This is a genomic window from Kitasatospora sp. NPDC088391 (assembly GCF_044753345.1).
GTDB lineage: Bacteria > Actinomycetota > Actinomycetes > Streptomycetales > Streptomycetaceae > Kitasatospora.
The window spans coordinates 1-24,557 of sequence record NZ_JBIVNB010000016.1; the positions used below are offsets into that span (position 1 = coordinate 1).

19 protein-coding genes and 1 pseudogene are annotated in these 24,557 nt (G+C 75.8%); 13 read left to right on the top strand and 7 right to left on the bottom strand.

Going from position 1 to position 24,557, the window contains the following annotated elements; genetic code table 11:
• Positions 1-304 precede the first annotated feature (304 nt).
• From ACIQBJ_RS32590 to ACIQBJ_RS32600, 3 genes are all read left to right on the top strand, one after another.
• Positions 305-1,279 (top strand): carbohydrate ABC transporter permease, encoded by a 975-nt coding sequence (locus ACIQBJ_RS32590; protein WP_400717943.1) that lies wholly within the window; start codon positions 305-307, stop codon positions 1,277-1,279.
• Positions 1,276-2,121 (top strand): carbohydrate ABC transporter permease, encoded by an 846-nt coding sequence (locus ACIQBJ_RS32595; RefSeq protein WP_400717945.1) that lies wholly within the window; start codon positions 1,276-1,278, stop codon positions 2,119-2,121. The genes ACIQBJ_RS32590 and ACIQBJ_RS32595 overlap by 4 nt, the downstream gene beginning before the upstream one ends.
• Positions 2,122-2,187: 66 nt before the next feature.
• The gene (locus tag ACIQBJ_RS32600; protein ID WP_400717947.1) at positions 2,188-4,665 is read left to right on the top strand and encodes a glycoside hydrolase family 3 C-terminal domain-containing protein; all 2,478 of its coding nucleotides are present in this window, start codon (positions 2,188-2,190) and stop codon (positions 4,663-4,665) included.
• On the opposite strand, the gene ACIQBJ_RS32605 is transcribed toward ACIQBJ_RS32600, so the two are convergent.
• The 3 genes from ACIQBJ_RS32605 to ACIQBJ_RS32615 form a co-directional block, all read right to left on the bottom strand.
• Positions 4,643-5,143 (bottom strand): peptidylprolyl isomerase, encoded by a 501-nt coding sequence (locus tag ACIQBJ_RS32605; protein WP_400717949.1) that lies wholly within the window; start codon positions 5,141-5,143, stop codon positions 4,643-4,645. The genes ACIQBJ_RS32600 and ACIQBJ_RS32605 overlap by 23 nt on opposite strands.
• A gap of 130 nt (positions 5,144-5,273) precedes the next feature.
• Entirely contained in the window at positions 5,274-6,509 is a 1,236-nt protein-coding gene (locus tag ACIQBJ_RS32610; RefSeq protein ID WP_400717951.1) for a cytochrome P450, read from the bottom strand.
• A 17-nt stretch (positions 6,510-6,526) separates the two neighbouring features.
• On the bottom strand, positions 6,527-7,159 hold the full coding sequence (locus ACIQBJ_RS32615) for an AAA family ATPase (RefSeq protein WP_400717953.1): 633 nt from the start codon (positions 7,157-7,159) through the stop codon (positions 6,527-6,529).
• Between the two features lie 174 nt (positions 7,160-7,333).
• On the opposite strand from ACIQBJ_RS32615, the gene ACIQBJ_RS32620 reads away from it, so the two are divergent.
• Positions 7,334-8,515: a hypothetical protein gene (locus ACIQBJ_RS32620; RefSeq protein WP_400717955.1), complete on the top strand. Its 1,182-nt coding sequence runs from the start codon at positions 7,334-7,336 to the stop codon at positions 8,513-8,515.
• A 22-nt stretch (positions 8,516-8,537) separates the two neighbouring features.
• On the opposite strand, the gene ACIQBJ_RS32625 is transcribed toward ACIQBJ_RS32620, so the two are convergent.
• Positions 8,538-9,299 carry a hypothetical protein gene (locus tag ACIQBJ_RS32625; protein WP_400717958.1) on the bottom strand — a complete coding sequence of 254 codons (762 nt, stop codon included), beginning with the start codon at positions 9,297-9,299 and terminating at the stop codon, positions 8,538-8,540.
• A 270-nt stretch (positions 9,300-9,569) separates the two neighbouring features.
• Here ACIQBJ_RS32625 and ACIQBJ_RS32630 point away from each other — a divergent pair, with 270 nt between their 5' ends.
• The 3 genes from ACIQBJ_RS32630 (at position 9,570) to ACIQBJ_RS32640 (ending at position 13,545) form a co-directional block, all read left to right on the top strand.
• Positions 9,570-11,855, top strand: a complete 2,286-nt coding sequence (locus ACIQBJ_RS32630; RefSeq protein WP_400718197.1) for an FdhF/YdeP family oxidoreductase — start codon at positions 9,570-9,572, stop codon at positions 11,853-11,855.
• A 114-nt stretch (positions 11,856-11,969) separates the two neighbouring features.
• Positions 11,970-12,143, top strand: coding sequence for an LPXTG cell wall anchor domain-containing protein (locus ACIQBJ_RS32635; RefSeq protein WP_400717960.1), 174 nt, complete (start codon positions 11,970-11,972; stop codon positions 12,141-12,143).
• A 25-nt stretch (positions 12,144-12,168) separates the two neighbouring features.
• Positions 12,169-13,545 (top strand): glycosyltransferase, encoded by a 1,377-nt coding sequence (locus tag ACIQBJ_RS32640; protein ID WP_400717962.1) that lies wholly within the window; start codon positions 12,169-12,171, stop codon positions 13,543-13,545.
• Between the two features lie 35 nt (positions 13,546-13,580).
• Here ACIQBJ_RS32640 and ACIQBJ_RS32645 read toward each other — a convergent pair whose 3' ends face one another.
• Entirely contained in the window at positions 13,581-14,243 is a 663-nt protein-coding gene (locus tag ACIQBJ_RS32645; RefSeq protein ID WP_400717965.1) for a GNAT family N-acetyltransferase, read from the bottom strand.
• A 300-nt stretch (positions 14,244-14,543) separates the two neighbouring features.
• Between ACIQBJ_RS32645 and ACIQBJ_RS32650 the strand changes: the two genes are divergently transcribed.
• Positions 14,544-16,946, top strand: a complete 2,403-nt coding sequence (locus ACIQBJ_RS32650; protein ID WP_400717967.1) for an ATP-binding protein — start codon at positions 14,544-14,546, stop codon at positions 16,944-16,946.
• 36 nt (positions 16,947-16,982) lie between these two features.
• Here ACIQBJ_RS32650 and ACIQBJ_RS32655 read toward each other — a convergent pair whose 3' ends face one another.
• Positions 16,983-17,207 carry an acyl carrier protein gene (locus ACIQBJ_RS32655; protein ID WP_400717970.1) on the bottom strand — a complete coding sequence of 75 codons (225 nt, stop codon included), beginning with the start codon at positions 17,205-17,207 and terminating at the stop codon, positions 16,983-16,985.
• Between the two features lie 37 nt (positions 17,208-17,244).
• Positions 17,245-18,093, bottom strand: a complete 849-nt coding sequence (locus ACIQBJ_RS32660) for a hypothetical protein (protein ID WP_400717972.1) — start codon at positions 18,091-18,093, stop codon at positions 17,245-17,247.
• A gap of 586 nt (positions 18,094-18,679) precedes the next feature.
• Here ACIQBJ_RS32660 and ACIQBJ_RS32665 point away from each other — a divergent pair.
• From ACIQBJ_RS32665 to ACIQBJ_RS32685, 5 genes and pseudogenes are all read left to right on the top strand, one after another.
• A complete protein-coding gene (locus ACIQBJ_RS32665; RefSeq protein WP_400717974.1) occupies positions 18,680-19,789 on the top strand; it encodes a phytanoyl-CoA dioxygenase family protein in 1,110 nt (369 codons plus the stop codon).
• Positions 19,771-21,060 (top strand): DUF6271 family protein, encoded by a 1,290-nt coding sequence (locus tag ACIQBJ_RS32670; RefSeq protein WP_400717976.1) that lies wholly within the window; start codon positions 19,771-19,773, stop codon positions 21,058-21,060. Before ACIQBJ_RS32665 ends, ACIQBJ_RS32670 begins: the two co-directional genes overlap by 19 nt.
• 134 nt (positions 21,061-21,194) lie before the next feature.
• A complete protein-coding gene (locus tag ACIQBJ_RS32675; protein ID WP_400717978.1) occupies positions 21,195-22,895 on the top strand; it encodes a condensation domain-containing protein in 1,701 nt (566 codons plus the stop codon).
• Entirely contained in the window at positions 22,892-24,199 is a 1,308-nt protein-coding gene (locus ACIQBJ_RS32680; RefSeq protein ID WP_400717980.1) for an MFS transporter, read from the top strand. The genes ACIQBJ_RS32675 and ACIQBJ_RS32680 overlap by 4 nt, the downstream gene beginning before the upstream one ends.
• Before the next feature lie 85 nt (positions 24,200-24,284).
• Positions 24,285-24,503 (top strand): annotated as a pseudogene (locus tag ACIQBJ_RS32685) (CPCC family cysteine-rich protein); the annotation flags it as partial.
• Positions 24,504-24,557 lie beyond the last annotated feature (54 nt).

Genomic DNA, 24,557 nt, shown 5'->3' on the forward strand with positions numbered 1-24,557 from the left:
CCCTGCTCACCCGGGCCCAGGCGGAGGTCGCGCCCCGCGCCGAGGTCGCGGCCGCCAGCGTCCAGGGCTACATGGACGCCCGCACCGACCGGGCCGGCGCGCTCGGCCGGGCCCGGCACCGCCAGCTCGACCTCCTGCTCACGGGCGCCGCCCCCGCCGCCCAGGCCGCCGCCGCCCCCGCCCCCCCCCGGCGGGGGCCGCCCCCCCCCCCCCCCCCCGGGGCGGGGGGGGGCGGGGCCCCCCCCCCCCCCCCCCCCCCCCCGCGACCCGCCCTCTCCCCGCCCCTGCTCCCGGGAGCCCTCCCTTGGCCGCGACGACCGCCGTCCCCCCGCCGTCCCTGTCTCCCCCGTCCCCTCCTCCGCCCCTTCGCGGCCGCCGGTGGCACCGGCTGGACCGCGCCGCCTCGCCCTACCTGTACCTCGCGCCGTTCTTCCTGGTCTTCGGCGTGTTCGGCCTGTTCCCGATGCTGTACACCGGCTACGTCTCCTTCACCGGCTGGCGCGCGGACCGCCCCGGCAGCTCCGGCGACTGGGTCGGCTTCGAGAACTACCGCCGGCTGCTGGACGACCCGTTCTTCTGGAACGCCGCCAAGAACACCCTGGGCATCGGCGTGCTCGCCACCGTCCCGCAGCTGCTGCTGGCGCTCGGCCTGGCCCACCTGCTGAACTACCGGATGCGCGGGCGGACCCTGCTGCGGCTGGGCGTGCTACTGCCGAACGTCACCTCGGTGGCCGCCGTGACGCTGATCTTCGTCCAGCTGTTCGGCCGGGACTTCGGCCTGGTCAACTGGTTCCTCGGCCTGTTCGGCGTCGGGCACGTCGACTGGCAGGCCGGGACGCTCTCCTCCTGGTCGGCGATCGCCGCGATCGTCACCTGGCGCTGGACGGGCTACAACGCGCTGCTGTACCTGGCCGCGATGCAGTCGATCCCGTTCGACCTGTACGAGGCCGCGGCACTGGACGGGGCGAGCCGCTGGCGGCAGTTCCGTTCGATCACCGTCCCGATGCTGCGGCCGACGATCCTGTTCACCGTCATCGTCTCGACCATCGGCGCGCTGCAGCTGTTCGGCGAGCCGATGCTGTTCAGCCAGCAGCAGGACCCCACCACCGGCGGCTCGCAGCACCAGTTCCAGACCCTGGCGCTGTACTCGTACAACCAGTTCTGGGGCCGCTTCAAGTACGGCTACGGCGCGGCGGTCTCCTGGGCGATGTTCCTGCTGATCGTGCTCGTGGTCGCCGTCAACTTCCTGGCCGCGCGCCGGATGCGGGGTGCCGAGTGAACGGGCGCCGCGGTGCGAACCGCCGACTGACCGCCGGGCGCGGGGTGTACGCGGTGCTCGCGGTCGCCGTGCTGCTCTCGCTGTTCCCGCTGTACTGGACGCTGGTGGCGGCCTCCCGGAGCAACACCGAGATCCACCGGATGCCGCCGGTGCTGCTGCCGGGCGGGCGGCTGTGGCAGCACGTCACCGAGGTGTTCGCGCAGACCGACCTGCGGCTGGCGATGGTCAACTCGCTGCTGGTGGCCGGGACGGTGACCGCCAGCGTGGTGCTGACCAGCACGCTGGGCGGCTTCGCCTTCGCCAAGCTGCCGTTCCGGGGCCGCAACCCGCTGCTGGCCTCGGTGGTGGCCACCATGATGGTGCCGACCCAGCTCGGCATCATCCCGCTGTACATCATGATGGCGAACTGGTTCCACTGGGCGGACCACCTCCAGGCGCTGATCGTCCCGGCCGCCGCCAACGCCTTCGGCCTGTTCTTCATGCGGCAGTACCTGGTCGGCGCCGTCCCCGACGAGCTGCTGGACGCCGGGCGGATGGACGGCTGCTCCACCTGGGGCCTGGCCTGGCACGTGGTGCTGCCCGCGGCCCGGCCGGCGATGAGCGTGCTCGGCATGCTCACCTTCATGGCCGCCTGGAACGACTTCTACTGGCCGAAGGTGGTGATGACCCAGCAGAACCCGACCGTGCAGCTGACCCTGTCCGAACTCGCCAGCGGCTACATCAAGGACTACTCGCTGGTCCTCACCGGCGCGCTGGTCGCCAGCGCCCCCGTCCTGGTCGCCTTCCTGCTGATGGGCCGCCAGATCATCGACGGCATCATGCAGGGCGCCACCAAGGGCTGACCCCCCGCCACCTCTTCCTCCCCGTCTGCCCGTCTCCCCGTCTCATCGAGAGGACACCGCCTTCCCATGGCATCCCGACTCCCCTCCTCCCCCGCCGAGTTGCTGGACGTGGCGGCCAAGGCCCGGCTGGTCTCCGGCGGCGACACCTTCCGGACCAGCGGCGAGCCCGCGGTGGGCCTGTTCCCGATCGTGTGCTCGGACGGGCCGGTGGGGGTGCGGGGCGAGCGGTGGGACGAGGAGGACACGGCGCTGCTGCTGCCGTGCGCGACCGCGCTGGCGGCGTCCTGGGACGAGCGGCTGGTCCACCGGATGGGCGGGTTGCTGGCGGCGGAGGCCCGCCGCAAGGGGGTGCACGTGCTGCTCGCGCCGACCCTGAACCTGCACCGGTCGCCGCTCGGGGGGCGGAACTTCGAGTGCTTCTCGGAGGACCCGCTGCTGACCGGCCGGATCGGCGCCGCGTACGTCGCGGGCGTGCAGTCCGGCGGGGTGGCGGCGACGGCGAAGCACTACGTGGCGAACGACGCGGAGACCGGGCGGCTGACGGTGGACGTCCGGGTGGACGAGCGGACGCTGCGCGAGGTGTACCTGGCGCCGTTCGAGGCGGCGGTGCGGGCGGGGGTGTGGGCGGTGATGTCGGCGTACAACCGGGTCAACGGGACGCCGATGGTCGAACACCCGCTGCTGGCCGAGCCGTTGAAGGGCGAGTGGGGGTTCGACGGGCTGGTGGTGTCGGACTGGGGGTCGGTGCGCGACGCGGTCGGGCCGGGCGCGGCGGGGTGCGACCTGGCGATGCCGGGGCCGAATCCGGCCTGGGGGGCGGCGCTGGCGGCGGCGGTCCGTTCGGGCGCGGTGCCGCTCGCGGCGCTGGAGGACAAGGTGGAGCGGCTGCTGCGGCTGGCGGACCGGGTGGGGGCGTTCGACCCGCCGCCGGCGGTGCGGGCGCCGGTGCCCGTCGGTGCGGCGGTCCGGGCCGAGTTGCGGGCGGCGGCCGCGGCGGGCACGGTGCTGCTGCACAATCCGGGGCGGCTGCTGCCGCTGGACGGTGCGTCGCTGCGCCGGGTGGCGGTGCTGGGGCCGAACGCGGCGACGGCCCGGGTGCAGGGCGGCGGCAGTGCCTCGGTGTTCCCGGCGGCGCCGGTCTCGCCGCTGGCGGGGCTGCGGGCCGCGCTCGGCCCGGGCGTCGCGGTCGAGCACGCGCCGGGGGTGCGGACGGGGCTGCGGCCGACGCCGCTGGCGGCGGCGGACTGCGTGCTGCCGGACGGTTCGGGGCCGGGCGTGCTGGTCCGCTACCTGGCGGCGGACGGGTCGCTGCTGCACGCCGAACCCCGGTCGACGGGGCGGGTGTTGGAGCCGTCCGCGGAGGTCGACCTGTCCCCGGTGCGGACCGTCGAGGTGAGCACGGTGTTCACGGCGCCGTCGTCGGGGCGCTGGCGGTTCGGCGTGGTCGGCCTGGGCGCGCTGCGGCTGACGGCGGACGGGGCGGTGCTGCTGGACGAGTACGTCGCGCCGGTCTCGGACGATCCGACGTACCTGCACGTCGCGCCGTCGTTCCGGCAGGCGGAGCTGGAGCTGGCGGCGGGGCGGCGGGTGCGGCTGGTGGCCCGGCGGGCGGTGGAGGCGGCGCACGGGCGGGTGCTGGTGCTGGCGGCCGACCCGCCGGCGGCGGAGCTGGAGCGGGAGTTCGCGGCGGCGGTGGAGCTGGCCCGGGCCGCGGACGTGGCGGTGGTGGTGGTCGGCACCACGGACGAGCACGAGAGCGAGGGCTTCGACCGGGCGGGGCTGGAGCTGCCGGGCGGCCAGGACGCGCTGGTCGCGGCGGTGGCGGCGGCCAACCCGCGGACGGTGGTGGTGGTGAACGCCGGGAGTCCGGTGCTGCTGCCCTGGCGGGAGCGGGTGGGCGCGGTGCTGACCTGCTGGTTCCCGGGGCAGGAGGGCGGCCACGCGCTCGCGGACGTGCTGCTGGGCCGGGTCGAGCCGGGCGGGCGGCTGCCGACCACCTGGCCGGACGCGGCGGCGGACTGCCCGGTGTACTCGACCGCCCCGGCGGGCGGGCGGCTGGAGTACGCCGAGGGGCTGCACCCGGGGCACCGGGGCTGGCTGCGCTCGGGGCGGACGCCCGCGTACTGGTTCGGGCACGGGCTGGGCTGGGGCGAGTGGCGCTACCTGGCGCTGGACGCCGATCCGGCGCCGGGGCCGGACGGGTCGTGGGCGGTGCGGGTGGCGGTGCGCAACGACGGGGCGCGGCGGTCCCGGGAGACGGTGCAGCTGTACCTGTCCCGGCCGTCCTCGGCGGTGGAGCGGCCGGTGCGCTGGCTGGCCGGGTTCGGGCGGGTCGAGGCCGGTCCTGGCGAGCGGGTGGACGTCGAACTGCGGCTGCCCGCGCGGGCGTTCCAGCACTGGTCGACCGCGGAGCGGGCCTGGCGGACCGAGCCGGGGGCGTTCACGGTGCTGGCGGGCCCGCACGCCGGGGAGCTGCCGCTGACGGCGGTGCTCCGGCCCGGCGCGCGGGCCCGGGCCGCTGCTACTCCACGACCTCGGCGCTGATCAGCACCACGTCCTCCTTGGGGACGTCCGCGTGGCCCTGGTGCGAGCCGGTGCGCACCGACTTGATGGCGTCGACGACGTCCTGGCCCTCGACGACCTCGCCGAACACGGCGTAGCCCCAGCCCTGCGGGTTCTTGCCGCTGTGGTCGAGGAAGGCGTTGTCGGCGACGTTGACGAAGAACTGCGCGGTCGCCGAGTGCGGGTCCGAGGTGCGGGCCATCGCCACCGTGTACTTGGTGTTCTTCAGCCCGTTGTCGGCCTCGTTCTGGATCGGCGCGCGGGTCTCCTTGCGCTTGAGGCCGGGCTCCATGCCACCGCCCTGCACCATGAAGCCGTCGATGACGCGGTGGAAGACCGTCCCGTTGTAGAAGCCGTCGGCGACGTACTGCAGGAAGTTCTGCACGGTGGCCGGGGCCTTCTCGGCGTCCAGCCGGATCACGATGTCGCCGTGATTGGTGCTCAGCTTGACCTTGGACATGGCAACCTCACTGGGGGTCGGGACCGCGCGCCGCGCGGTACGCGAGTACTCAGGTAAAAAGATCGCCGCCCATTCTCGCAGCCCCGCGCCCCCACCCCGCACCACGCCACCCCGGCCCGGCGGGCCGGGCTCAGCCGGTCGGGGTGGCGTGGTGCGGGGTGAAGGTGGTGGGGAGGGTGGTCAGGCCGCGGAAGTTGAGGCTGCGCTGCCAGGTGGGGGCGGGGGTGTCGAGGCGCCAGTCGGGGAGGCGGGTGAGCAGGGCTTCGAGGACGAGGGTGCCCTCCAGCCGGGCGAGGGCCGCGCCGAGGCAGAAGTGCGGGCCGTAGCCGAAGGCGACGTGGCGGCCGCCGGGGCGGTGGAAGTCGAGCCGGTCGGGGTCGGGGAAGACCGCGGGGTCGCGGTTGGCGGCGCCGCAGACCAGCAGGACGGCCTGTCCGGCGGCGATCCGGCGACCGGCCAGGTCGAGGTCGTGGCGGGCCCGGCGCAGCATCAGCTGCACGGGGCTGTCGTAGCGCAGGAGTTCCTCGACGGCGGCGGGTATCAGCTCCGGCCGGGCCCGGAGTTCGTCGGCGGCCCGCGGGTGCCGGAGCAGGGCGAGGGCGGCGTTGCCGATGAAGTGGGTGGTGGTCTCGTGGCCGGCGATCAGCAGCAGGGCGCAGTTGGCGAGGAGTTCGTCGAGGTCCTGGTCGGCGTCGTCGGTGCCGGCGGCGAGCAGGGCGCGCAGGGTGTGGGGGGCGGGGCTCCCGCCCTGCCGGGTGAGCAGGGTCCGGAGGTGGTCGAGCATCCGCTCCATGCTCCGCGAGGCGGCGGCGCTCTCCTCGGCGTCGAGCCGGGAGCTGCCGATGGCGGCGGCGACCGGGTCGGACCAGGCGGACAGGACGGGGCGGTCGGCTTCGGGGACGCCGAGGAGGTCGCAGATGACGGCGAGCGGCAGCGGGCGGGCCAGGTCGGCGACGACGTCGAGCCGGCCGGTGGGGGCCGCGCGGGTGAGGACGCGGTCGACGGCCTCGCCGATCCGGCCGCTCAGCGCCGCCACCGAGCGGGGGGTGAAGGCCCGGCTGAGCAGGCCGCGCAGCCGGGTGTGGTCGGGGGCGTCGCTGTAGAGCATCTGCCGGCTCAGGACCCTCGCCAGCGGCCGGAGTTCTTCGGAGACCGCCTCGATGTCGGGGTAGCGCACCGAGGAGAAGCGCGGGTCGCCCGCGGTGCCGGTGACCACCTCGTGGCCGGTGGCGACCCAGGCGTTCAGGGTGCGGTCCCAGCGGAGTTCGTCGGCGGTCCGGAGGTCCCGGTAGAAGTCGTAGAGCCGGTCCTGGTTCTGCGGCCGGAGGGCGGACAGCAGCGACGGCGGCGCGGTGGGGGCGGTCACCGCCGCAAGGTAACACCTCAGTCGAAGCGGATGTGACGGACCTTCAGCGCGGTGCGGCGCAGGGCGGCGCGCAGCGGGGGGTGCGGGTCGGGGGGCAGCCGGAGCCCGGCCAGGGTGGCGATCCGGTCGGCGACCTGGGGGATCGTCAGGCGGTCGGTGGCGAGGTGGGTGGCGAAGGCGGGGGCGGCGAGCCGCTCCAGGCAGTCGTCGAGGCGGCCGAGCGCGAAGCTCTCCCGCCGGGACGGCCCGCCGCGCCCGGCCAGGCGGCGCAGCCGGTGCACCGGGTCGCGCTCGGCGAGCCGCCGCAGCACGGTGGCACGCTCCGCGAGCAGGGTGAAGTGCCGTACATCGTGCCCGAGTTCACGCAGCCGCCCGACCGTCTCGGCGAAGTACCGGGAGTCGGTGACGGTCATCGGCACCAGCACGGTCCCGACGTGGCGGCGCACGGCGAGGTCGAGCACCTCGACCGTCCCGGCCCGCCAGGCCGGCAGGTCCTGGAAGTCCCCGCGCAGCGCGGGCGGCAGCATCCGGTGCAGCCCGAACCCGAGGTGCTCGGGGTCGCAGACGACGGCCCCGGGCAGCCGGTGGGCGATCTCGTACGCGGTCTGGGTCTTCCCGCCCCCGAAAGGCCCGTTGATCCACAGCAGCATCCCCGCATGCTAGGCCGTTTCACCGGTCGGTTCAGCATTCCGGTCCGGTCGGTCCGCGCCGGGGCCGCCGTCCTCTTCCTCGGGATCGACGACCGACCGAGCACGTCCCCGTCGGCTGCGGCCGACCCGGCAGCGCGTGAACGGGCGTGTACGACGAGCCCATAGGGTGGGCGGATGGATGACGGGTCGACGGCCGGGGCACGGGTGTTCGCCGAGGGTTTCGCGGGGCACGGCGGTGCGGTGGCGGTGGACCGGTGCGGGTGCGGGAAGCAGGGGCGGGCGGTGCGGTTCCACGGGGAGCGGCAGGACGTCTCGGCGCCGGGGTGGCTGCGGTTGCGGGAGCTGGTCGCGGAGGCGGCGGCGGACGGCCGGGAGGAGTTCGCGCCGTTCCGGGGGATGCCGGCGGAGCTGCGGCGGCAGGTGGTGACGCTGCCGGCGGAGGTCGGGGGGCTGACCCGGGTGCGGAGCCTGGTGCTGTACGGCTCGAACCTGGTGCGGCTGCCCGCGGAGGTCGGCGGGATGCGGGCCTTGGAGAGCTTCGAGCCGTACACCTCGTACCGGCTGCACTGGTTCCCGTACGAGTTGGCGCGGCTGCCGCTGCTGCGCGGGAGCACGGTGAGCACCCGGGCCGTGTACGGGAACCCGAAGAACCGGATGCCGTTCCCGGTGCTGGCGGGGCCGGTGGCGGGCGGTGACCCGGCGGCGCTGGACCCGGCGGTGCGGGGCGCGGAGTCGGTGCGGGCGTGCAGCGTGTGCGACGGGCCGGTCGGGGGGACGGCGGGGCTGCGGCAGGCGTGGATCTCGCTGCGCACCTCGGGGCACGACGTGCTGCCGCTGCTGGTGAACGCGTGCTCGGCGGCCTGCCTGGCCGCGCTGCCCGCTCCCCCGCCGGGGTACCTGCCGGGCCCGCACGGGGGGCGGCCGCTGGACGGCCTGGTGGCGACGGCGGAGCTGGTGCTGTTCGCGGACGGGTGCCGGCTGCATGTCCGGGACGTGGCGGCGGACGAGGTGCCGGCGGGGGCGTGGACGGCGGCGGCGGTCGCGGGCGGGCTGGTGGCGGCGGGCCGGGCGCTGGCTTTCGGGACGGTGTCCGACGGGCGGGTCGCGGTGACGGTGGAGGTGCTGGAGCGGGAGCCGGTCCCGGGCCGTGACCGGTTCGACCGCGTGGTGGAGGGGACGATCGACGTCCCCTCGGGCCGGGTCGCGGTGCTGGCGCCGGAGGACGTCCCGTGGGAGGAGGACGTCTTCGCGGTTCCCCCGGGCCCGGTCCGGGTGCGGGTCCACCACCGGCCGGAGCGGGTCCTGGTCCGGATCTGGCCGGTCGCGGGGCCGACCGCGGGGCCGACCGCGCCCTGACGGCCCGGCGCGGCGGGCTCGTTCAGACGGCGCGGGCGGCGAGGGCGGCGACGAGTTCGGCGGCGGTGAGGGCGTCCTCGGCGGGGCAGTAGAGGGTGCGGCCGCCGCGCGGGTGGTCGCCGGTGGTGAGGTGGAGCAGGCCGAGCGGGGGCGCGGGCGCGGGGCGGTCGGCGACCCGGGCGCGGACGGCGGTGACGGTGCCGAGCGGGACGGCGCCGTGCTCGGGGGTGCTGACGGCCTGTCGGGTGATCCGGAGTTCACCGAAGACGGCTTCGCCCAGGGTGTCGAGGGCGAGCAGCGCGGCCGTGAGGCGGTCGTCGGGTCCGTCGGGGGCGCCGCCGAGCAGGGCGTGCGCGACGCGGGTGCCGCCGCCGGTGAGCTGGCGGGCGCCGAAGCCGAAGCCCTCCCGGTCGTCGACCGAGAGGGCGTAGGCGAACAGCGGCGGTCGTCCGTACCGGGGCAGGACGCGCTTGATCCGCAGGCTCAGGGCGCCGCGCGGGGCGGCGGCGCGGACCCGTCCGAACAGGTCGGTGCGGACGGCGCCGCCCTCGTACAGGTGGACGGCCCGGTGGGCGCGCGTCAGCCAGGTGCCGACGGCGCCGGCCAGGGTGAGGAGCAGGCAGCAGGCCACGCCGACGGGGCTGCGGCCGAGGGCGTACCCGGCGGCGGGCAGCAGCGGCCAGCCGGCGGCCACCATCCAGAGCACCCCTCGGTCGTGGTGGCTGCTCAGCGCGGCCCCCAACTGTCGCTGCCGTGCCGCCCGTTCGACCGCCGCTGCCCCCACCGCGCGCCCCCGCCCCGTTCGTCGCCACCGGTTCCGGCCGTCCGCCGCCGGTTCCGGCGCCATCGTGACACCCCGTCAGATCCGCGCGCCAGGGATTTGCCGGGCCCCGGCCCGGACCCCGGCTCGGGCGGTCGGGCGGTCGGGGACCGGCGTGGCGTTCGCGCGGGCGTTCGGCCGACGGGCAGAATCGGGGCGCCGTTGTCGTGTACCGCCTGAGCCGGGAGTGCCGTCGTGACCGCAGCCGAGGATCCTTCGCAGGAGCGTGCCGGGGTGGAGCCGGAGGTGGGGGCGGCGCCCGCGGGGCCGCCCGCGGTGAAGCCGTACCGGCATCCGGCGGCGGGCTGGGGCGCGGCGAAGAGCGTGACGAAGGTGCTGGCGCGGACGGGCGAGTGGGTGGACGGGCCGCGCGCGATCCTGAAGATGAACCACGAGAACGGCGGCTTCGACTGTCCGGGCTGCGCCTGGCCGGACGACTACAAGGGCCTGCACCTGGACATCTGCGAGAACGGCATCAAGCACGTCACGTGGGAGATGACGGGCAAGCGGGTGACCCGGGAGTTCTTCGCCGCGCACACCGTGACGGAGCTGTCGGGGTGGAGCGACTTCGCGCTGGAGGACCAGGGCCGGCTGACCGAGCCGATGGTGTACGACCCGGAGTCGGACCGGTACCTGCCGATCGACTGGCAGGGGGCGTTCGACCTGTTCGGCTCGGTGGTGCGCGGCCTGGACGACCCGAACCAGGCCGCGTTCTACACCTCGGGGCGGCTCGGCAACGAGGCCACCTTCCTGTACCAGCTGATGGCCCGTGAGCTGGGCACCAACAACCTGCCGGACTGTTCGAACATGTGCCACGAGGCGTCGGGCCGGGCGCTGCAGGCGTCGATCGGGACGGGCAAGGGCACCGCCGACCTGAAGGACTGGGAGAGCGCGGACGCGCTGTTCATCATGGGCGTCAACGCGGCCTCGAACGCGCCCCGGATGCTGACCGCGCTGGCCGACGCGACCCGGCGCGGCGCGCAGGTGGTGCACGTCAACCCGCTGGTGGAGGCGGCGGCGACCCGCACCATCGTGCCGCACGAGTTCCTCGACATGGCGCTGATGAAGGCCACCTCGACGGGCACGCTGAACCTGCAGGTGCGGATCGGCGGCGACATGGCGCTGCTGCGCGGCATCGCCAAGGCGGTGCTGGAGCTGGCCGAGCACGACCCGAAGGCGGTCGACCGGCAGTTCGTCGAGCGGTACACCGCCGGGTTCGAGGAGTACCGGGCGCTGGTCGCGGCCACCCCGTGGGAGGAGCTGGAGCGGCAGAGCGGCCTGAGCCGGCCGCAGCTGCTGCGGGCGGCGCAGGTGTACCGGGAGGCGGACCGGTCGATCTTCTCCTGGTGCCTGGGCGTGACCCAGCACGAGCACGGCGTGGACACCGTCCGGGAGATCGTCAACGTGCTGCTGCTGCGCGGCAACCTGGGCCGGGAGGGCGCGGGGCCGTCGCCGGTGCGCGGGCACTCCAACGTGCAGGGCAACCGGACCTGCGGGATCGACCACCGGCCGGCGCCGGAGTTCCTGGACCGGCTGGCGGAGGTCTGCGGGATCGACCCGCCGCGCGCGCACGGGCTGGACACGGTGGCCGCGATCGGAGCGATGGCGCGCGGCGAGGTGAAGGTGTTCCTCGGCATGGGCGGCAACTTCGCGCTCGCCGCGCCCGACACCGCCTACACCTACGAGGCGCTGCGCACCTGCGAGTTGACGGTGCACGTGTCGACGAAGCTGAACCGCAGCCACCTGGTGCACGGGCGGCGGGCGCTGATCCTGCCCTGCCTGGGCCGCACCGAGCAGGACCGGCAGCGCGGCGGCCTGCAGGCCACCTCGGTCGAGGACTCGATGAGCATGGTGCACCTGTCGCGCGGCATGCGGAAGAAGCCGGCGTCCCGGCAGCTGCTCTCCGAGCCGGCCATCGTCGCGGGCCTGGCCCGGGCGGCGCTGCCGGACAGCGCGACGCCGTGGGAGTGGTACGTCGAGGACTACGACCGGATCCGCGACACGATGGCCGAGGTGCTGGACGGCTTCGAGGACTTCAACCGGCGGGTGCGCCTGCCGCTGGGCTTCCGGATCAAGCAGCCGGCCCGCGAGCTGGTGTTCCTGACGCCGTCCGGCCGGGCCGAGTTCTCCACCGCCCCGCTGCCGGACGTGCTGCCCGCGCCGGGGACGCTGGTGCTCGGCACGATGCGCTCGCACGACCAGTGGAACACCACCATCTACTCGGACGACGACCGCTACCGGGGCGTCAAGAACCTGCGGACGCTGGTCTTCATGAACCGGCAGGACATGCGCGAGCGCCACCTCGACGAGCTCGCGCCGGTCGACATCACCGCCACCGCCCGGGACGGCTCCACCCGCGCGCTGCACGGCTACCTCGCCGTCCCGTACGACCTGCCGCGGGGCTGCGCGGCCGGGTACATGCCGGAGATGAACGTGCTGTGCGCGCTCGGCGACTACAGCACGCAGAGCGACCAGCCGATCATGAAGCACCTGAACGTGACGATCACCGCCGCGGGGTGATCCACCGCCGGGGAGGAGTTCGTCACATTCCCGCCTCGATTGTCCGATTGCTTCACCAATTCCCCATATGATCGTTTCCTGTCACCCATCAGGGCGAGGAACGAAGGAGGGGCCGTGTACGGATCGGCGGGCAAGGGCGTGGCGGGTGCCGGGGCACTGCTCGGCGGCGCGGAGCTGGCGCGCACCGGGGCGGGCGCGTCCGCCGTGCTGGTCGTGCTGGCCGCCGTGCTCGTGCTGGGCGGACTGCTGATGGTCCGTCGGGCCCGGATCAGCCGCTCCGGCGACTGATCCGGCCGCGGCTCCGGGAGAATCCGTGTCCCTGCTCGACCCGGCCGGCCTGCTGACCCTGTTCTCGGGCGTCGGCGCGGTGCTGGGCGCGGCGTTCCTGTGCTACCTGTTCGCGCTGGTGGTCCCGCTGCTGCGGCGCCGGCCGGGGCGTCCGGGGTCGGCCGCGGACTACCGGTGGCACCTGTTCGTGCCGTGCCGGGACGAGGAGGCGGTGATCGGCGAGACCGTCCGCCACCTGCGCCGGGCCTGCCCGCAGGCGCACGTGTGGGTGGTCGACGACGACTCCGCGGACGCGACGGCCGAGATCGTCCGCCGGGCCGCCGAGGACGATCCGGCGGTCCACCTGGTCCGGCGCCGCCGCCCGGACGCCCGGCTCGGCAAGGGCGCGGCGCTGAACGCGGCCTACGACGCGCTGTGCGCCTGGCTGCCGCCGGACGCCGACCGCGCCCGGGTGGTCGTGGGCGTCTTCGACGCGGACGGCCGGCCCGCGGACGGCTGCCTGGACCTGGTCGCGGGCCGCCACCAGTTCGGCCGCCCCGAGGTCGGCGGGGTGCAGATCGAGGTCCGGATGCTGAACCGGGACGACGCCCGCCCCGTGCCGGGGGCCGGGGCGCTGCGCACCGCGCACGGCCGGCTGCTGGTCCGGATGCAGGACCTGGAGTTCCGCGGCCCGGTGGCCGCGCTCCAGCTGGCCCGGGCCACCTCCCGCACGGTCTGCCTGGGCGGCAACGGGCAGTTCGTCCGGCTCGCCGCGCTCGACGACCTCGCCGCCGAACGCGGCCGCCCGTGGACGGGGCGCCTGCTGGAGGACTTCGAACTGGGCCTGCACCTGATGCTGGCCGGCTGGGTCAACTCCTTCTGCGCGGACACCCACGTCGAGCAGGAGGCGCTGGCCGACACCCGGCGCTTCCTGACCCAGCGCACCCGCTGGGCGCAGGGCGTGATGCAGTGCGCGAAGTACCTGCCGGCGATCTGGCGCAGCAACCGGATCCCGAACCTCGGCCTGCTGGAGCTGGGCTTCTTCCTCTGCCAGCCCTGGCTGCAGCTGCTCGGCGCACTGCTGTGGCCGCTGCCGCCGCTGGCCCTCGCGCTGGCCTGGCGCCGCGACCCGGACGCCGTGCTCGCCGCCCTCTCCTCCGGCGGCTGGCTGCTCCCCCTGCTGTACGCGGTCGTCGGCGTCGGCCAGTTCGTGCTCTGGGGCCCGGTGTACCGGCGCGCCTGCGAGCCGACGGCCGGCTTCTGGCGCTCCGTCGGCTGGGGCGCGGCCTACCCCGTCTACCTGCTCTCCCTGTACGCGGTCTCCTGGCGCGCCGCCGCCCGCACCGTCCGCGGCCGCACCGGCTGGGCCAAGACCCGCCGCAACGCGGAGACCCGCACCGGCCCGGTCGCCCGCGAGGCGTAGCGCCCGCTTCCCGCCGCGGCGTACCGCCGCGTCCTTCAGGAGCGGTCCTCGTCGGGCGGGAGGCCGAAGAGTTCGGCGCAGGGGGCGAGGCCGTCGAGGGTGATCCGGGGGCGGGTGGTGGCCGTCCAGTCGGCGCGGGTGAGGCGGAAGCGCTGGGTGGTGGCGGGTTCGCCGTGGCGGTTCTCGCGTTCGAGGCCGTCGGGGCGGTAGCCGAGTTTGCGGGAGACGGCGATCGAGGCGGCGTTGTCGGTGAAGGAGGCGGAGGCGGCGTCCTCGGCGCGCAGGCCGGCGAAGGCGAGGTGGAGCATCGCGGCGCGCGCCTCGGTGCCCAGGCCGCGGCCGTGGTGCGGCAGGGTGAGCCAGGAGCCGGAGAGGGTCTCGCGGCGTACCGCGAACTCCTTGGCGCGGATCGACTGGACACCGATCGGGTGCCCGTCGAGGAAGACGGCGAGCGGCAGCGACCAGTCCTCGGGCGTCCAGTTCGCCTGGGACCGCCAGTGCGCGCGCAGCACCGCCCGGGCCCGTTCGGCGGGTGTGCCGTAGGCCCAGTCGGAGCGGAACGGCCGGGTGCCGGGGGCGACCACGCCGTGCGCGGCGCGGTCGGCCAGTTCGAAGAGCTCGGGTTCGGTGGGCAGCCGCAGCTCGACCCGCGGGGCACGCACCCGCAGGCCCGGCAACGGCCAGTGTTCGGTGGGCATCCCCCCAGTCTGCCCGCGCGGGGCGGGCGAGGGGGAGCGGTTTTCGCGGTGGCGGCTCCGTGGCCTGGGCGGTTGTGGTGGACGGCCGGTCCGTCGCTTCCCCGGCGGCGGATAGGCTGGCGCGCGGCCTGCTGCGGAGTCCGGGCGCCGTTCCCATCGTTCGGGGGCGGACGGGCGCGCGGCAAGGTGTTGCCCGTTGACAGGGTGTTGACAGCGCGGGCGTGGCAACACCGGGCGCGGCGGCGCGGGCCGTACGGCGGTGACAGCGCATCAGGAAGTGGAGTGGGGGGACCGGGGCCGGTGACGTTCGGCGAGCGGTTGCGGCGGCTGCGGGAGGAGCACGGGGTCTCGCTGGCGGAGCTGGCCCGCGCGACCCACTACAGCAAGAGCTACCTGAGCCGGGTGGAGACGGGCGGGCGGCCGGGCAACGAGGTGCTGGCGGCGGCCTGCGCCCGCGCGCTGGGGGTGGACGCCGCGCTGCTGGGCCCGGTCGACGGCCCGGGCGGCCGGACGGCCGGCGGGGACGGCGGGGACGGCGACGCGGGCGGTGCGGGCGGCGTCCCGAAGGCGGGGCCCGTCCCGGTGCCGGTGCAGTTGCCGCCCGCGCCGGGCGTGTTCGCGGGGCGGGAGGGCGCGCTCGCGGAGCTGGACTCGGCGCTGGCCGCGGCCCGTTCGCCGTGGGGCGAGGGCGGGCCGCGGATCTGGGTGGTCGACGGGATGGGCGGGATCGGCAAGACCGCGCTGGCGGTGCACTGGGCGCACCGGGCCCGCTCCTGCTTCCCGGACGGGGTGCTGTTCAGCGATCTGGCGGGGCACGGCAGTTCGGGGGCGCCGCGGGAGCCGGGCGAGGTACTGGACAGTTTCCTGCGGGCGCTGGGCGCGGACCCGGGGCTGGTGCCGGCGGGGCTCGCGGACCGCAGCGCGCTGCTGCGCACCCTGCTGGCGGAGCGCCGGGTGCTGCTGGTGCTGGACAACGCGGCGGCCCCGGCCCAGGTCCGGCCGCTGCTGCCGGGGGCGCCGGGCTGCCTGGTACTGGTGACCAGCCGGACCAGGATGGCGGGCCTGGTGGCCCGGGACGGGGCGCGCCGGGTGACGCTGGCGCCGCTGGCGCCGGAGCCCGCGGTGGAGCTGCTGCGCCGGACGCTGGGGGCGGGGCCGGTGGACGCGGACCCGGCGGCGGCCCGCGAACTGGTGCGCCTGTGCGGGCGGTTGCCGCTGGCGCTGCTGCTGGCGGCGGAACGGGCGGCGGCCCGGCCGGGGCTGACGCCGGCCCGGGTGAACGAGGAGCTGCGTTCCGACCGGGACCGGCTGCGGGTGCTGGCGGCGGCGGACGACGGCGACTCGGCGCTGCGCGCGGTGTTCTCCTGGTCGTACCGGGAGCTGGACCCGGAGCCGGCCCGGGCGTTCCGGCTGCTGGCGCTGCACCCGGGTCCGGCGCTGACGGCGGACCCGGCGGCGGCGCTGCTGGGCACCACGGCGGGCAACGCCGGGGAGCTGCTGAACCTGCTGGCGGACGTGCACCTGCTGGAGGTGGAGGCGCCGGAGCGGTTCCGGTTCCATTCGCTGCTGCAGGTGTACGCGCGGGAGCTGACGGAGACCCAGGACCCGGCGCGGGACCGGACGGCGGCGCTGGACCGGCTGTACGACTGGTACCGGCAGGGCGCGGCCGCGGCGGGCCGGCTGCTGGAGCCGGGGGGCCGGTCGGTGGCGGCGGCGCCGCTGCCGGGGGTGCGGCCGCCGGTGTTCGCGGGGTACGGGGACGCGGCGGCCTGGTGCGAGGCGCACCTGGCGGACCTGCTGTCGCTGATCCGGCACGCGGCGGCGACGGGGCGGCCCCCGGCGGCCTGGCAGCTGCCGTTCGCGCTGTGGTCGTTCTTCGATCTGCGGCAGCACCGGGCGGAGTGGTTGAACGCGGCCCGGATCGCGGTCGCGGCGGCCGCGGACAGTGCCGATCCGCGGGCGCTGACGGTGTCGCTGGTGCTGCTGGGCGCGGCGCAGTTCCACGCGGGGCGGCCGGCGGAGGCGGAGATCCACCTGCGGCGGGCGCTGGCCCGCTGCACGGAGGGTGCCCCGGACGCCGCCGACTCCCCCCGCGCCCCGGTCCCGCCGGACGCGGAGAGCGAGTGCGCGGCGCGCAACACCCTGGCGGAGCTGATCCTGCGTCAGGGGCGGGCGGCGGAGGCGCTGGAGCTGCTGGGTCCGGCGCTGGCGCTGTCCCGGGCGACCGGCTACCGCTGGGCGGAGCGGGTGACCCTGGTCAACCTGGGGGACGCCGCGCTGCGGCTGGGGCGGCTGGCGGAGGCGGAGCGGCGGCTGCTGGAGGCGCTGGCGCTGCGTCCGGGCGCGGACCGGCGGACCGAGGGGCTGGCGCTGCTGCACCTGGGCACGGTGCACCGGGCGCTGGGGCGGCCGCCGCAGGCGCTGGGCTGCCTGCGGCGGGCCCTGGAGCTGCACCGGGCGACCGGCCACCGCTGGGCGCAGGGGCGGACGCTGGAGCAGTTGGGGCACACCTTCGCGGCGCTGGGGCGGCCGGAGGAGGCGGCGGCGCGCTGGCGGGAGGCGCTGGAGCTGATGTCGGAGACCGGCGACCCGCGGGCGGCGTACCTGTCGGAGCACGCCCGTCCGGCGGCGGCCCGGGGGCCCGTCGTCGCCCGCATCCCGCGTCCGACCGCGCCCGAGCCGGGGCGGGTGTGGCGCTGGTAGCGGGAGCGGCGACGGGTGCCCGGGCCGCCGGGGCGGCTACTTCGTCAGGAAGCGCTCCCGGACCCGGTCGAGGGTGCGGAAGTCGTCGATGGTGACGTCCTGGAGGTCGATGTTGTCGCCGGTGAGGTCCTCCAGCAGGTCGATGAACTCCAGGAAGTCCATCGAGTCGATCAGGCGGGCCTCGATCAGGTCCTCGCCGGTGCCGATCGGGCCGTCGAGGTCGGGGTTCTTCTCGTGCAGCCAGGCGGTGATGCGTTCCATTGCGGGCGGTGCTCCTCGGTGAGGTGTGTCGGGGTGGTCAGGCGCGGGCGGCGTTGAGGCGGACGAGGGCCGTCTCGGGGCTGCCGTGGGCCAGGATCATGGCGTGCACCCAGCGTTCGAGGCCGAAGGCGACGCAGGCGCTGTAGGCGGCGCCGTGCTCGCCGGCCCGGATGGCGAGGCGCTCGCCGAAGAAGTTGCGGTGCCGGTTGACGGAGGCGATGGCGGTGCCGTCGGGGGCGCTGAACTCGTGCTTGACGGGGTCGAGCTTCATCAGCCTGGCCCGGGAGCCGCCCTTGTCGTAGAAGGGGTCGTCGGCGACGGCGCGGGTGAGTTCGAGGCCGAGGAGTTCGGCGGTGGCGGTGATGTACTCGGCGCCGCGGTCGAGGTGTTCGACGGCGCCGTCCTTGGTGCCGAGGTAGAGCACCTCGCGCATGTGGAAGCCCCACAGGCGGCGCAGTCCGTCGTAGTGGGTCTCGTTGCGGAAGCAGCGGCCGGCGGCGGAGAGCCGGATGCCGTCGCCGACGTCCTGGCCCTCCAGCGAGAGCAGCAGGCCGTAGCAGGTGGCGGAGGGCAGCAGGTGGCCGGTGGGTTCGAGCAGCCGGGTGCCGGGGGTCGCGCCGGCGGCGAGGTCGGCGTGGGTGTCGGCGGTGAAGCGGCCGGCGCCGACGCCGAGGTGCGGGAAGTTGCGGAAGTAGTCGAGCTTGGCGAGGCCGTCGGCGGCGAGCAGCGGCGGGCCGAGCACCTCGGGGGCGGCCAGCTGGGCGGCGAGTCCGGTGAGGAGGTCGTCGAGGCCGCGGAGCAGGGCGGTGCGGACGGGGTCGAGGGTGACGAGTCCGGGTCCGGCGTCGGCGAGGCGGACGCCGGGTGCGGCGGTGGTGGTGCTCATGTCGGGGTTTCCCTCTCAACGGGGGCGGTCGGGCGCGGCGGGGCCGCACGGACGGACGCGGAAGGGTCTCGTCGTGGGGCGGGGCCGCGGGTGTGCGGTGCGTGGGGTCCGGCGTCGAACCCCCGGTGCGGGCCCGGACGGGCGCGGCGGGTGGCGGCGCGGCCGGTGGCGGCGCGGGCCGGCGCCCGGGCAGGGGCGGGCCGACGCTCCGTCAGGGACCGGGGTCGTAGGGGACATTAGGACAGCTTCTCGGTAATTGTCTAGACCAACTCGCAACCGCACCGAGCTTGACCCGAGGCCATCGCCGGTTACCCGGCAGGAACTTGACAATCCTTGTGGTCTGGACCAATGTCGGGGTCCGAGGCCGGAGCGGCCGCGGTGCTCCCCTGCGCCGCCCTTCCCCGCCGCCCGCCTCGACCGGCCCCGCTGCGGGGGCCGCCGCGCCCGGCCGCCTCCCGGCCCGGGGCGCACCCGCGTCCTCCCGTCCCGCCCCGCACCGGGCCCGCCGTCGCGCCCGTGCCGCCGTCGGGACGCCGGACGCCCCCCGTTCGACCGCCTTCCGCCTGCTCCCTGGAGGGGTACTCCCATGTCCGCACCATCGCGCCGCGCCCATCTGTTCCGGGCCGCGAGCGACCGCCCGTACTTCAGCAACGACGGCGAGTCCTACCTCGCCCAGCACACCCTGCGCGAACTGACCAAGTCCCGGCCGCTGCGCGTGCTGTCCGAGGAGGACTTCGCGCACTGGCAGACCTACGGCTACGTGATCGTCCGCGAGGCGGTCCCGGCCGAGCACGCCCGCCGGATGCTCGACTTCGCCTGGGACTTCCAGGGCCTGGACCCCGAGGACCCCGCTACCTGGTACGCGGAGCGGCCGATCCGCAGCGAGCTGGACCAGCAGCTGCTCGTCTACGGCTTCGTCGAGGCGTACCACCACCAGCTGCTCTGGGACAGCCGGCAGACCCGGCGGGTCTACGACGCGTTCGTGGACGTCTGGGACTGCGAGGAGCTGTGGGTCACCCTGGACCGGCTCAACCTGAACCCGCCGAACCGCGGCATCCGCGACCGGGCGCTGATCGACCCCACCGACCGGGGCTTCGACATCGAGCTGCACTGGGACATCGACACCACCCTCGGCGTCCCCCCGCAGCGGGTGCAGGGCATCATCGCGCTCAACGACACCTCCCCGGAGACCGGCGGCTTCCAGTGCAACCCGGAGCTGTTCCGGCGGTTCGAGCCGTGGAAGCTCACCCAGCCGGCCGACCGCGACCCGGTCCGCCCGGACATCGACCGGGCCGAACTCCCGGTCGTCCGGCCCGAACTGCACCCCGGCGACCTGCTGATCTGGAACGGCCTGCTGGCGCACGGCGTCGCCCGCAACCTCTCCGAGCAGGGCGTGCGCGCCGTGCAGTACCTGTCGATGATGCCCGCCCTGGAGGAGCACGAGCGGCTGCGCAAGTCCCGGGTCGACTCCTGGCGGCACCTGCGCACCCCGCGCTGGAACCGCACCCTGGTCGGCGACCCGGTGCTGCACGAGTCCAAGCGCTACCCGACCGGGCAACTCACCGACCTGGGCAGCAAGTTGCTCGGCCTCAGCTCCTGGCACGAGCCCGCTGCCGGGGCTGCCGCCGAGCCCGCCGCCGGGGCCGCCGACACCGTCTCCGCGACCGGAGTGGCCGAGTGCGCCGCGTCTGCCTGACCCTGCCCACCAACCGCTCCTGCCTCCCGGCCCTGCACGGCCTCCTCGCGGAAGCCGCCCACGGGGCAAGGGAGTTCGGGGTCGAGGTGGCCGTCCTGGTGCTGGACTCCTCGCCCGCCCCGGTGGTCGCCGAGCACGCCGCCGCCCTCGCGGCGGCCCCGGCCGCCCCGGGCGTGCGGGTCCACCACCTCGACGAGGACGCCCAACGCGCCTTCCTCACCCGGGCCCTGGCCCGGGCGGGGCTGGCCGGCCAGGACGGCCTGCTCGACCGGCTGCTGCCCGCCACCGTCTCCTACGGCGCCTGCACCGACCGGGCGTTCCTGCTCGCCGAGGCGCTCGGCTGCGCCTCGGTGCACCGCCGCGACTCCGACTCGCGCTACCAACTCCTCGACGGTGCACCGGTGTTCCCGATCGACCAGGAACTCGCCGCGGTCGGCCGCCCGGCCCGCGAGGTGGCCGGCCGGATCGGCGCCGGCCGGCTGGCCCGGCTCGGGCCGCACGCCGCCGACCTGCCGGTGGCCCTGGCCGGGGCCTCCTTCATCGGCGAACTCTCGGTCGACGTCGCGGAGATCCTGGCCCTCGACCCCGGCGTGCACGCCGAACTCGTCGGCCTCTCCCTCCCGCCGACCGTCCCGCCCCCGTGGCGGCCGCAGGCCGTCAAGGAGGCCTTCCGCGGGGCCGGCACCGCGCCGTTCACCGCGGACCGCCCGGTGCTCGGCCAGGTCGCGCCCAACCGGGTCGACATGTGCAACGTCGCCCTCGACCGCGAGGTCTACGCCCGGGTGCCGCTGCCGACGGCCGCCGAGACCATCGGCACCGACTACTTCCTGCTGCACGTCCTGCACCACGCGGGCCTGCCCGGCGTCCTGCACAACCGACACATCGTCAACTTCCACACCGGCGAACGCCGCACCGGCCCCGGCCGCACCGCCTACCACCTGCGGCTCGCCAAGTTCCTCCTCCTCACCGGCAGCCTGAACGGCGTCTTCACCGCCCTCGCCGGGGCCGACCTCCTCGACCCCGACGGCCGCCTGCGCCCCGACCGGATCGCCACCGCCGTCCGCACCGCCCCCGCCCCCGACCCCGCCCGCCTCACCACCGTCGCCGACGCCTACCGCCGCCTCGGCCCCGACTGGTCCGCCCTCACCGACACCCTCGCCACCCACCACGACCGCCTCCTGACCCGCGCCGCCACCGACCTCACCGACTTCGCCGCCCTCCTCGACACCTGGCCCGCCCTGACGGCGGCCGCCCGCCAGGAACGCATTTAGGGGCCCGGGGAACGGCGGCGCCGAGTGGCTGGTGTCCGACGGGCCGCAGGGCGCCACCCCGTTTCGGGCCGAAGGTCCTCGGCTCCGCCCTCCCAGAAGCAAGCCTCCCTCCTCTCCGAAAGGCGCATCCCCCCTTGCCTCCCTCCACCTCACGCACCGTCACCGTCCACTGGGCGTCGGACGGCCCGCGGCGGGGCCCGCTGACCCTCGGTCAGGCCAACATGATCCGGTGCATCCTGCGGGACGGCGCGGCCGACGTGGACATCCACGACGTGTGGCCGGTCCCGGCGGGGGTGTCGACCGGGGCGGTGCTGGACGCCCTGCGCGAGCTGACGCTGCGTCACGAGGCCCTGCGGACGGTGTTCCCGCTCCCGGACGCCGGCCCGCTGCCGGTGGAGCAGGTCGTGCTCGCCGAGGGCGCGTTCACCGTCACCGTCACCGACTTCGACGTGCTCCCGGACGACCCGGCCCGGCACGCGGACGGGCTCGCCCGGGCCGCCCGCCTCGCCCCGTTCGACCTCGCCGCCGACCACCCGCTGCGCACCGTGCTGCTGACCGAGCGCGGCGCGCCCGTCCTGCTCGCCCTGGTGGCCGGCCACGCCGCCGCCGACGGCAGCGCCCTCGCGGTGCTCCGCGCGGACTGGACCGAACTCCTCTCCGGCACCGAACTCCCGGACCGGAAGGACACATTGACGCCCCTCCAGCTGGCCGAGGAGGAGGCGTCCCCGGCCGGTCTGCGCAAGGCCGGGGCCTCGCTGCGGTACTGGGAGAAGATCCTGCGGACGGCGCCGCAGGCGATGTTCGCCGAGCCCCGGGCCCGCACCGCGGGCGGGAGCGCGGCGCAGCTGACGCTCCGTTCGGCGCGCGGCGGCGCCGCGCTGGCCCGCGCCTCCGAGCGGCTGGGGGTGCCCGCCCCGACGGTGCTGCTGACGGCCTGGTGCGCGCTGGTGGCGCACCGCGCGGGGCAGTCCGCGTACCTGGGCGCGGCCCCGACCGCGAACCGCTACAAGTCGCAACTCGCGCGCACCGTCACGCCGTTGTCGCAGGACGCGCTGCTGCTGCTGGACGTCCCGGCGGGCGTCGGCTTCGACGCGCTGCTGAAGTCGGCGTGGGCGGCGGCGCTGAACGCGTACCGGCACAGCCGGTTCGACGCGCTGCGGCTGTGGGAGATGATCGACGCGACCACGGTGGAGCGGGGCAGCCGGTTCGGCCGGGACGTGGTGTACAACGACGTCTCGGGGCTGCCGGGGGCGCTGCGCCCGGCCGCGGCGACGGCGGAGTCCGCGCCCGCCCTCGAACTGGCCTGGGGTGACGAACAGGCCCTGCCCACGGCCCTGTTGACGTTCGTCTACCGCACCGACCCGGTGCTGCACCTGGCGCTGTGGGCCGACCCGCAGCTGTTCGACCGGGCCGAGGCCGAGGGGTTCCTGACCGGTCTGGTGCGGCTGCTGGAGGCGGCGGCGGACGGCGACGTGCCGCTGGCCGGGCTGGCGGCCGTCACCGGCGTGGCCGGTCCGGAGCGGGGCGGCGACTGGACGGTGGTGGACGGCTGCTGGGTCTCCCCGGCGGCGGTCGCGGCGGCGCTCTCCGAGGCCCTGGACGGCCGACCCGCCCACGTCACGGCCGACTTGACGGCGTACCTCGCCGCCCCGGCCGACCCGCGCGGGGCGCACGACGCGCTGATGCGGGTCCTGCCCTCGCGGCCGGGCGTGCTCGCCCCGCGCCGCTACCTGATCGTTCCGGCCGTCCCGGCCGAACCCGGCCTGCCCGCGGGCTGGTTGCAGCAGCAGACACTCCTGGAAGGAACCGGCCGCCCGACGGCCGAGCCGAGATGACCATGGACGACAAGCTTGTCGAGAGCCGCCCGGGCGACGCCCAGGCGGACCCCTCCCCCACTCCCGCCGCTCCCCCGAGCCCGTGGCGCTCGCACCGCTTCCGGCTGCTGTTCCTGGCCCGCAGCTCCTCGCTGTTCGCCGACGGCATGCTGATGGTGTCGCTGACGGCGGCGGTGCTGCGCACCGGGCACGGCGAGAGCGGGGTCGGCTACGCGCTGGCCGCGTGGATGGCGCCGATCGTGCTGCTGGTGCTGTTCGGCGGCGTGCTGGCGGACCGCTTCACCCCGCAGCTGATGATGGTCGGCGCGGACGCGGTGCGGATGCTGGCGATGCTGGTGCTGGCCCTGCTGCTGGCGGTCACCGACGTGTCGCTGTGGCAGGTGATGGCGCTGATGGCGCTCTCCGGCGCGGCGACGGCGATGTTCCAGCCGGGCCTGGCGGGCCTGGTCCCCCGGGTCGCCGAGGACCTCCAGCGGGCCAACGCGCTGCTGCGGATCTCCGAGGCCGTCTGCACGCTGCTCGGCCCGGGCGCGGCCGGCCTGCTGGTCGGCTACTGGAGCGTGGCCGGCTCGTTCACCGCCATCGCGGCGGCGTTCGCGCTCAGCGCGCTGGGCCTGCTCCCGCTGCGCAACCTGGGCGCCGACGAGGCCACCGACGGGACCGCCGACGCCCCCGCGGCCCCGATCTGGCACCGACTGGCCGTCGGCTGGCGGGAGTTCAGCTCCCGGCCGTGGCTGTGGGGCGTGATCGCGGTCTGGTCGGTGTACGGGCTGCTGGTGTTCGGCCCCTCGGTGCCGCTGGGCGCGGTCGCGCTGACCGACCAGCACGGCTCGGCCGGCTACGGCTGGATCGCCTCGGCGGACGGCGCGGGCACCATCGTCGGCGGCCTGCTCGGCATGCGGGTGCGACCGGCGAAGCCCCTGGTGGCGGGGGCCTGCGCGATGCTCTTCTTCTCGCTCAACCCGCTGGCCCCGGCACTGCACTGGTCCTTCGCCCTGACCGCCCTCACCGGCCTGGTCGCGGGCGCGGGCTTCGCCTTCTGGGGCGTGATGTGGTCCACCAGCGTGCAGACCCACATCCCGCTGGCCGTCCTGGCCCGGGTCTCCGCGTACGACGTGGCGGGCTCCATCATGGTGATCCCGGTCGGCCGCGCCCTCTCCGGCCCGGTCGCCGCCGCCTTCGGCACCGACCGCGTCCTCCTGTTCTCCGCCGTCGCGGGCCTGCTCCTGCTCACCCTGATGATCGCCGTCCCGGCCGTCCGCACCCTGGGCCGCACCCCGACGACCCCGCTCCCCGAAAGCTGACACCCCCACCCCGACCCGCCGCCGCCCGCCCGGCTCCGCGCCTCCAGGACCGGGCACAGCGGCGGGTCGGGGCTGCCACTGGCAGGACGACCCGGTACAGCTCCGCCGACCGTTCCCCCCGCGCGGCGCCAACCGGGTTTCACTCGTCGAGGCCCCACGCAACTTCCACGACTACGCAGCCTGCGACCAGCACGGACGGCGGTTCGTCCGACCACCGCCGGAAGAAGAACCGCGCGCCCCCGACCGGCGTCCGATCAACCCGGCCACGGACTCCTCCGAGGAGACCCGGACCACCGGTCGGTGACCGGCGCCGGCCAGGTCCGCGGCGAGCGCGACCTCCACGGCCCGCTGCGGCGGG

What these genes read in the sequence shown, in the direction of transcription:
- ACIQBJ_RS32600 (WP_400717947.1), top strand. Translation starts at nt 2,188, where the DNA reads ATGGCATCCCGACTCCCCTCCTCCCCCGCCGAGTTGCTGGACGTGGCG.
- ACIQBJ_RS32605 (WP_400717949.1), bottom strand. Translation starts at nt 5,143, where the DNA reads ATGTCCAAGGTCAAGCTGAGCACCAATCACGGCGACATCGTGATCCGG.
- ACIQBJ_RS32615 (WP_400717953.1), bottom strand. Translation starts at nt 7,159, where the DNA reads ATGCTGCTGTGGATCAACGGGCCTTTCGGGGGCGGGAAGACCCAGACC.
- ACIQBJ_RS32620 (WP_400717955.1), top strand. Translation starts at nt 7,334, where the DNA reads ATGGATGACGGGTCGACGGCCGGGGCACGGGTGTTCGCCGAGGGTTTC.
- ACIQBJ_RS32645 (WP_400717965.1), bottom strand. Translation starts at nt 14,243, where the DNA reads ATGCCCACCGAACACTGGCCGTTGCCGGGCCTGCGGGTGCGTGCCCCG.
- ACIQBJ_RS32655 (WP_400717970.1), bottom strand. Translation starts at nt 17,207, where the DNA reads ATGGAACGCATCACCGCCTGGCTGCACGAGAAGAACCCCGACCTCGAC.
- ACIQBJ_RS32660 (WP_400717972.1), bottom strand. Translation starts at nt 18,093, where the DNA reads ATGAGCACCACCACCGCCGCACCCGGCGTCCGCCTCGCCGACGCCGGA.
- ACIQBJ_RS32665 (WP_400717974.1), top strand. Translation starts at nt 18,680, where the DNA reads ATGTCCGCACCATCGCGCCGCGCCCATCTGTTCCGGGCCGCGAGCGAC.
- ACIQBJ_RS32680 (WP_400717980.1), top strand. Translation starts at nt 22,892, where the DNA reads ATGACCATGGACGACAAGCTTGTCGAGAGCCGCCCGGGCGACGCCCAG.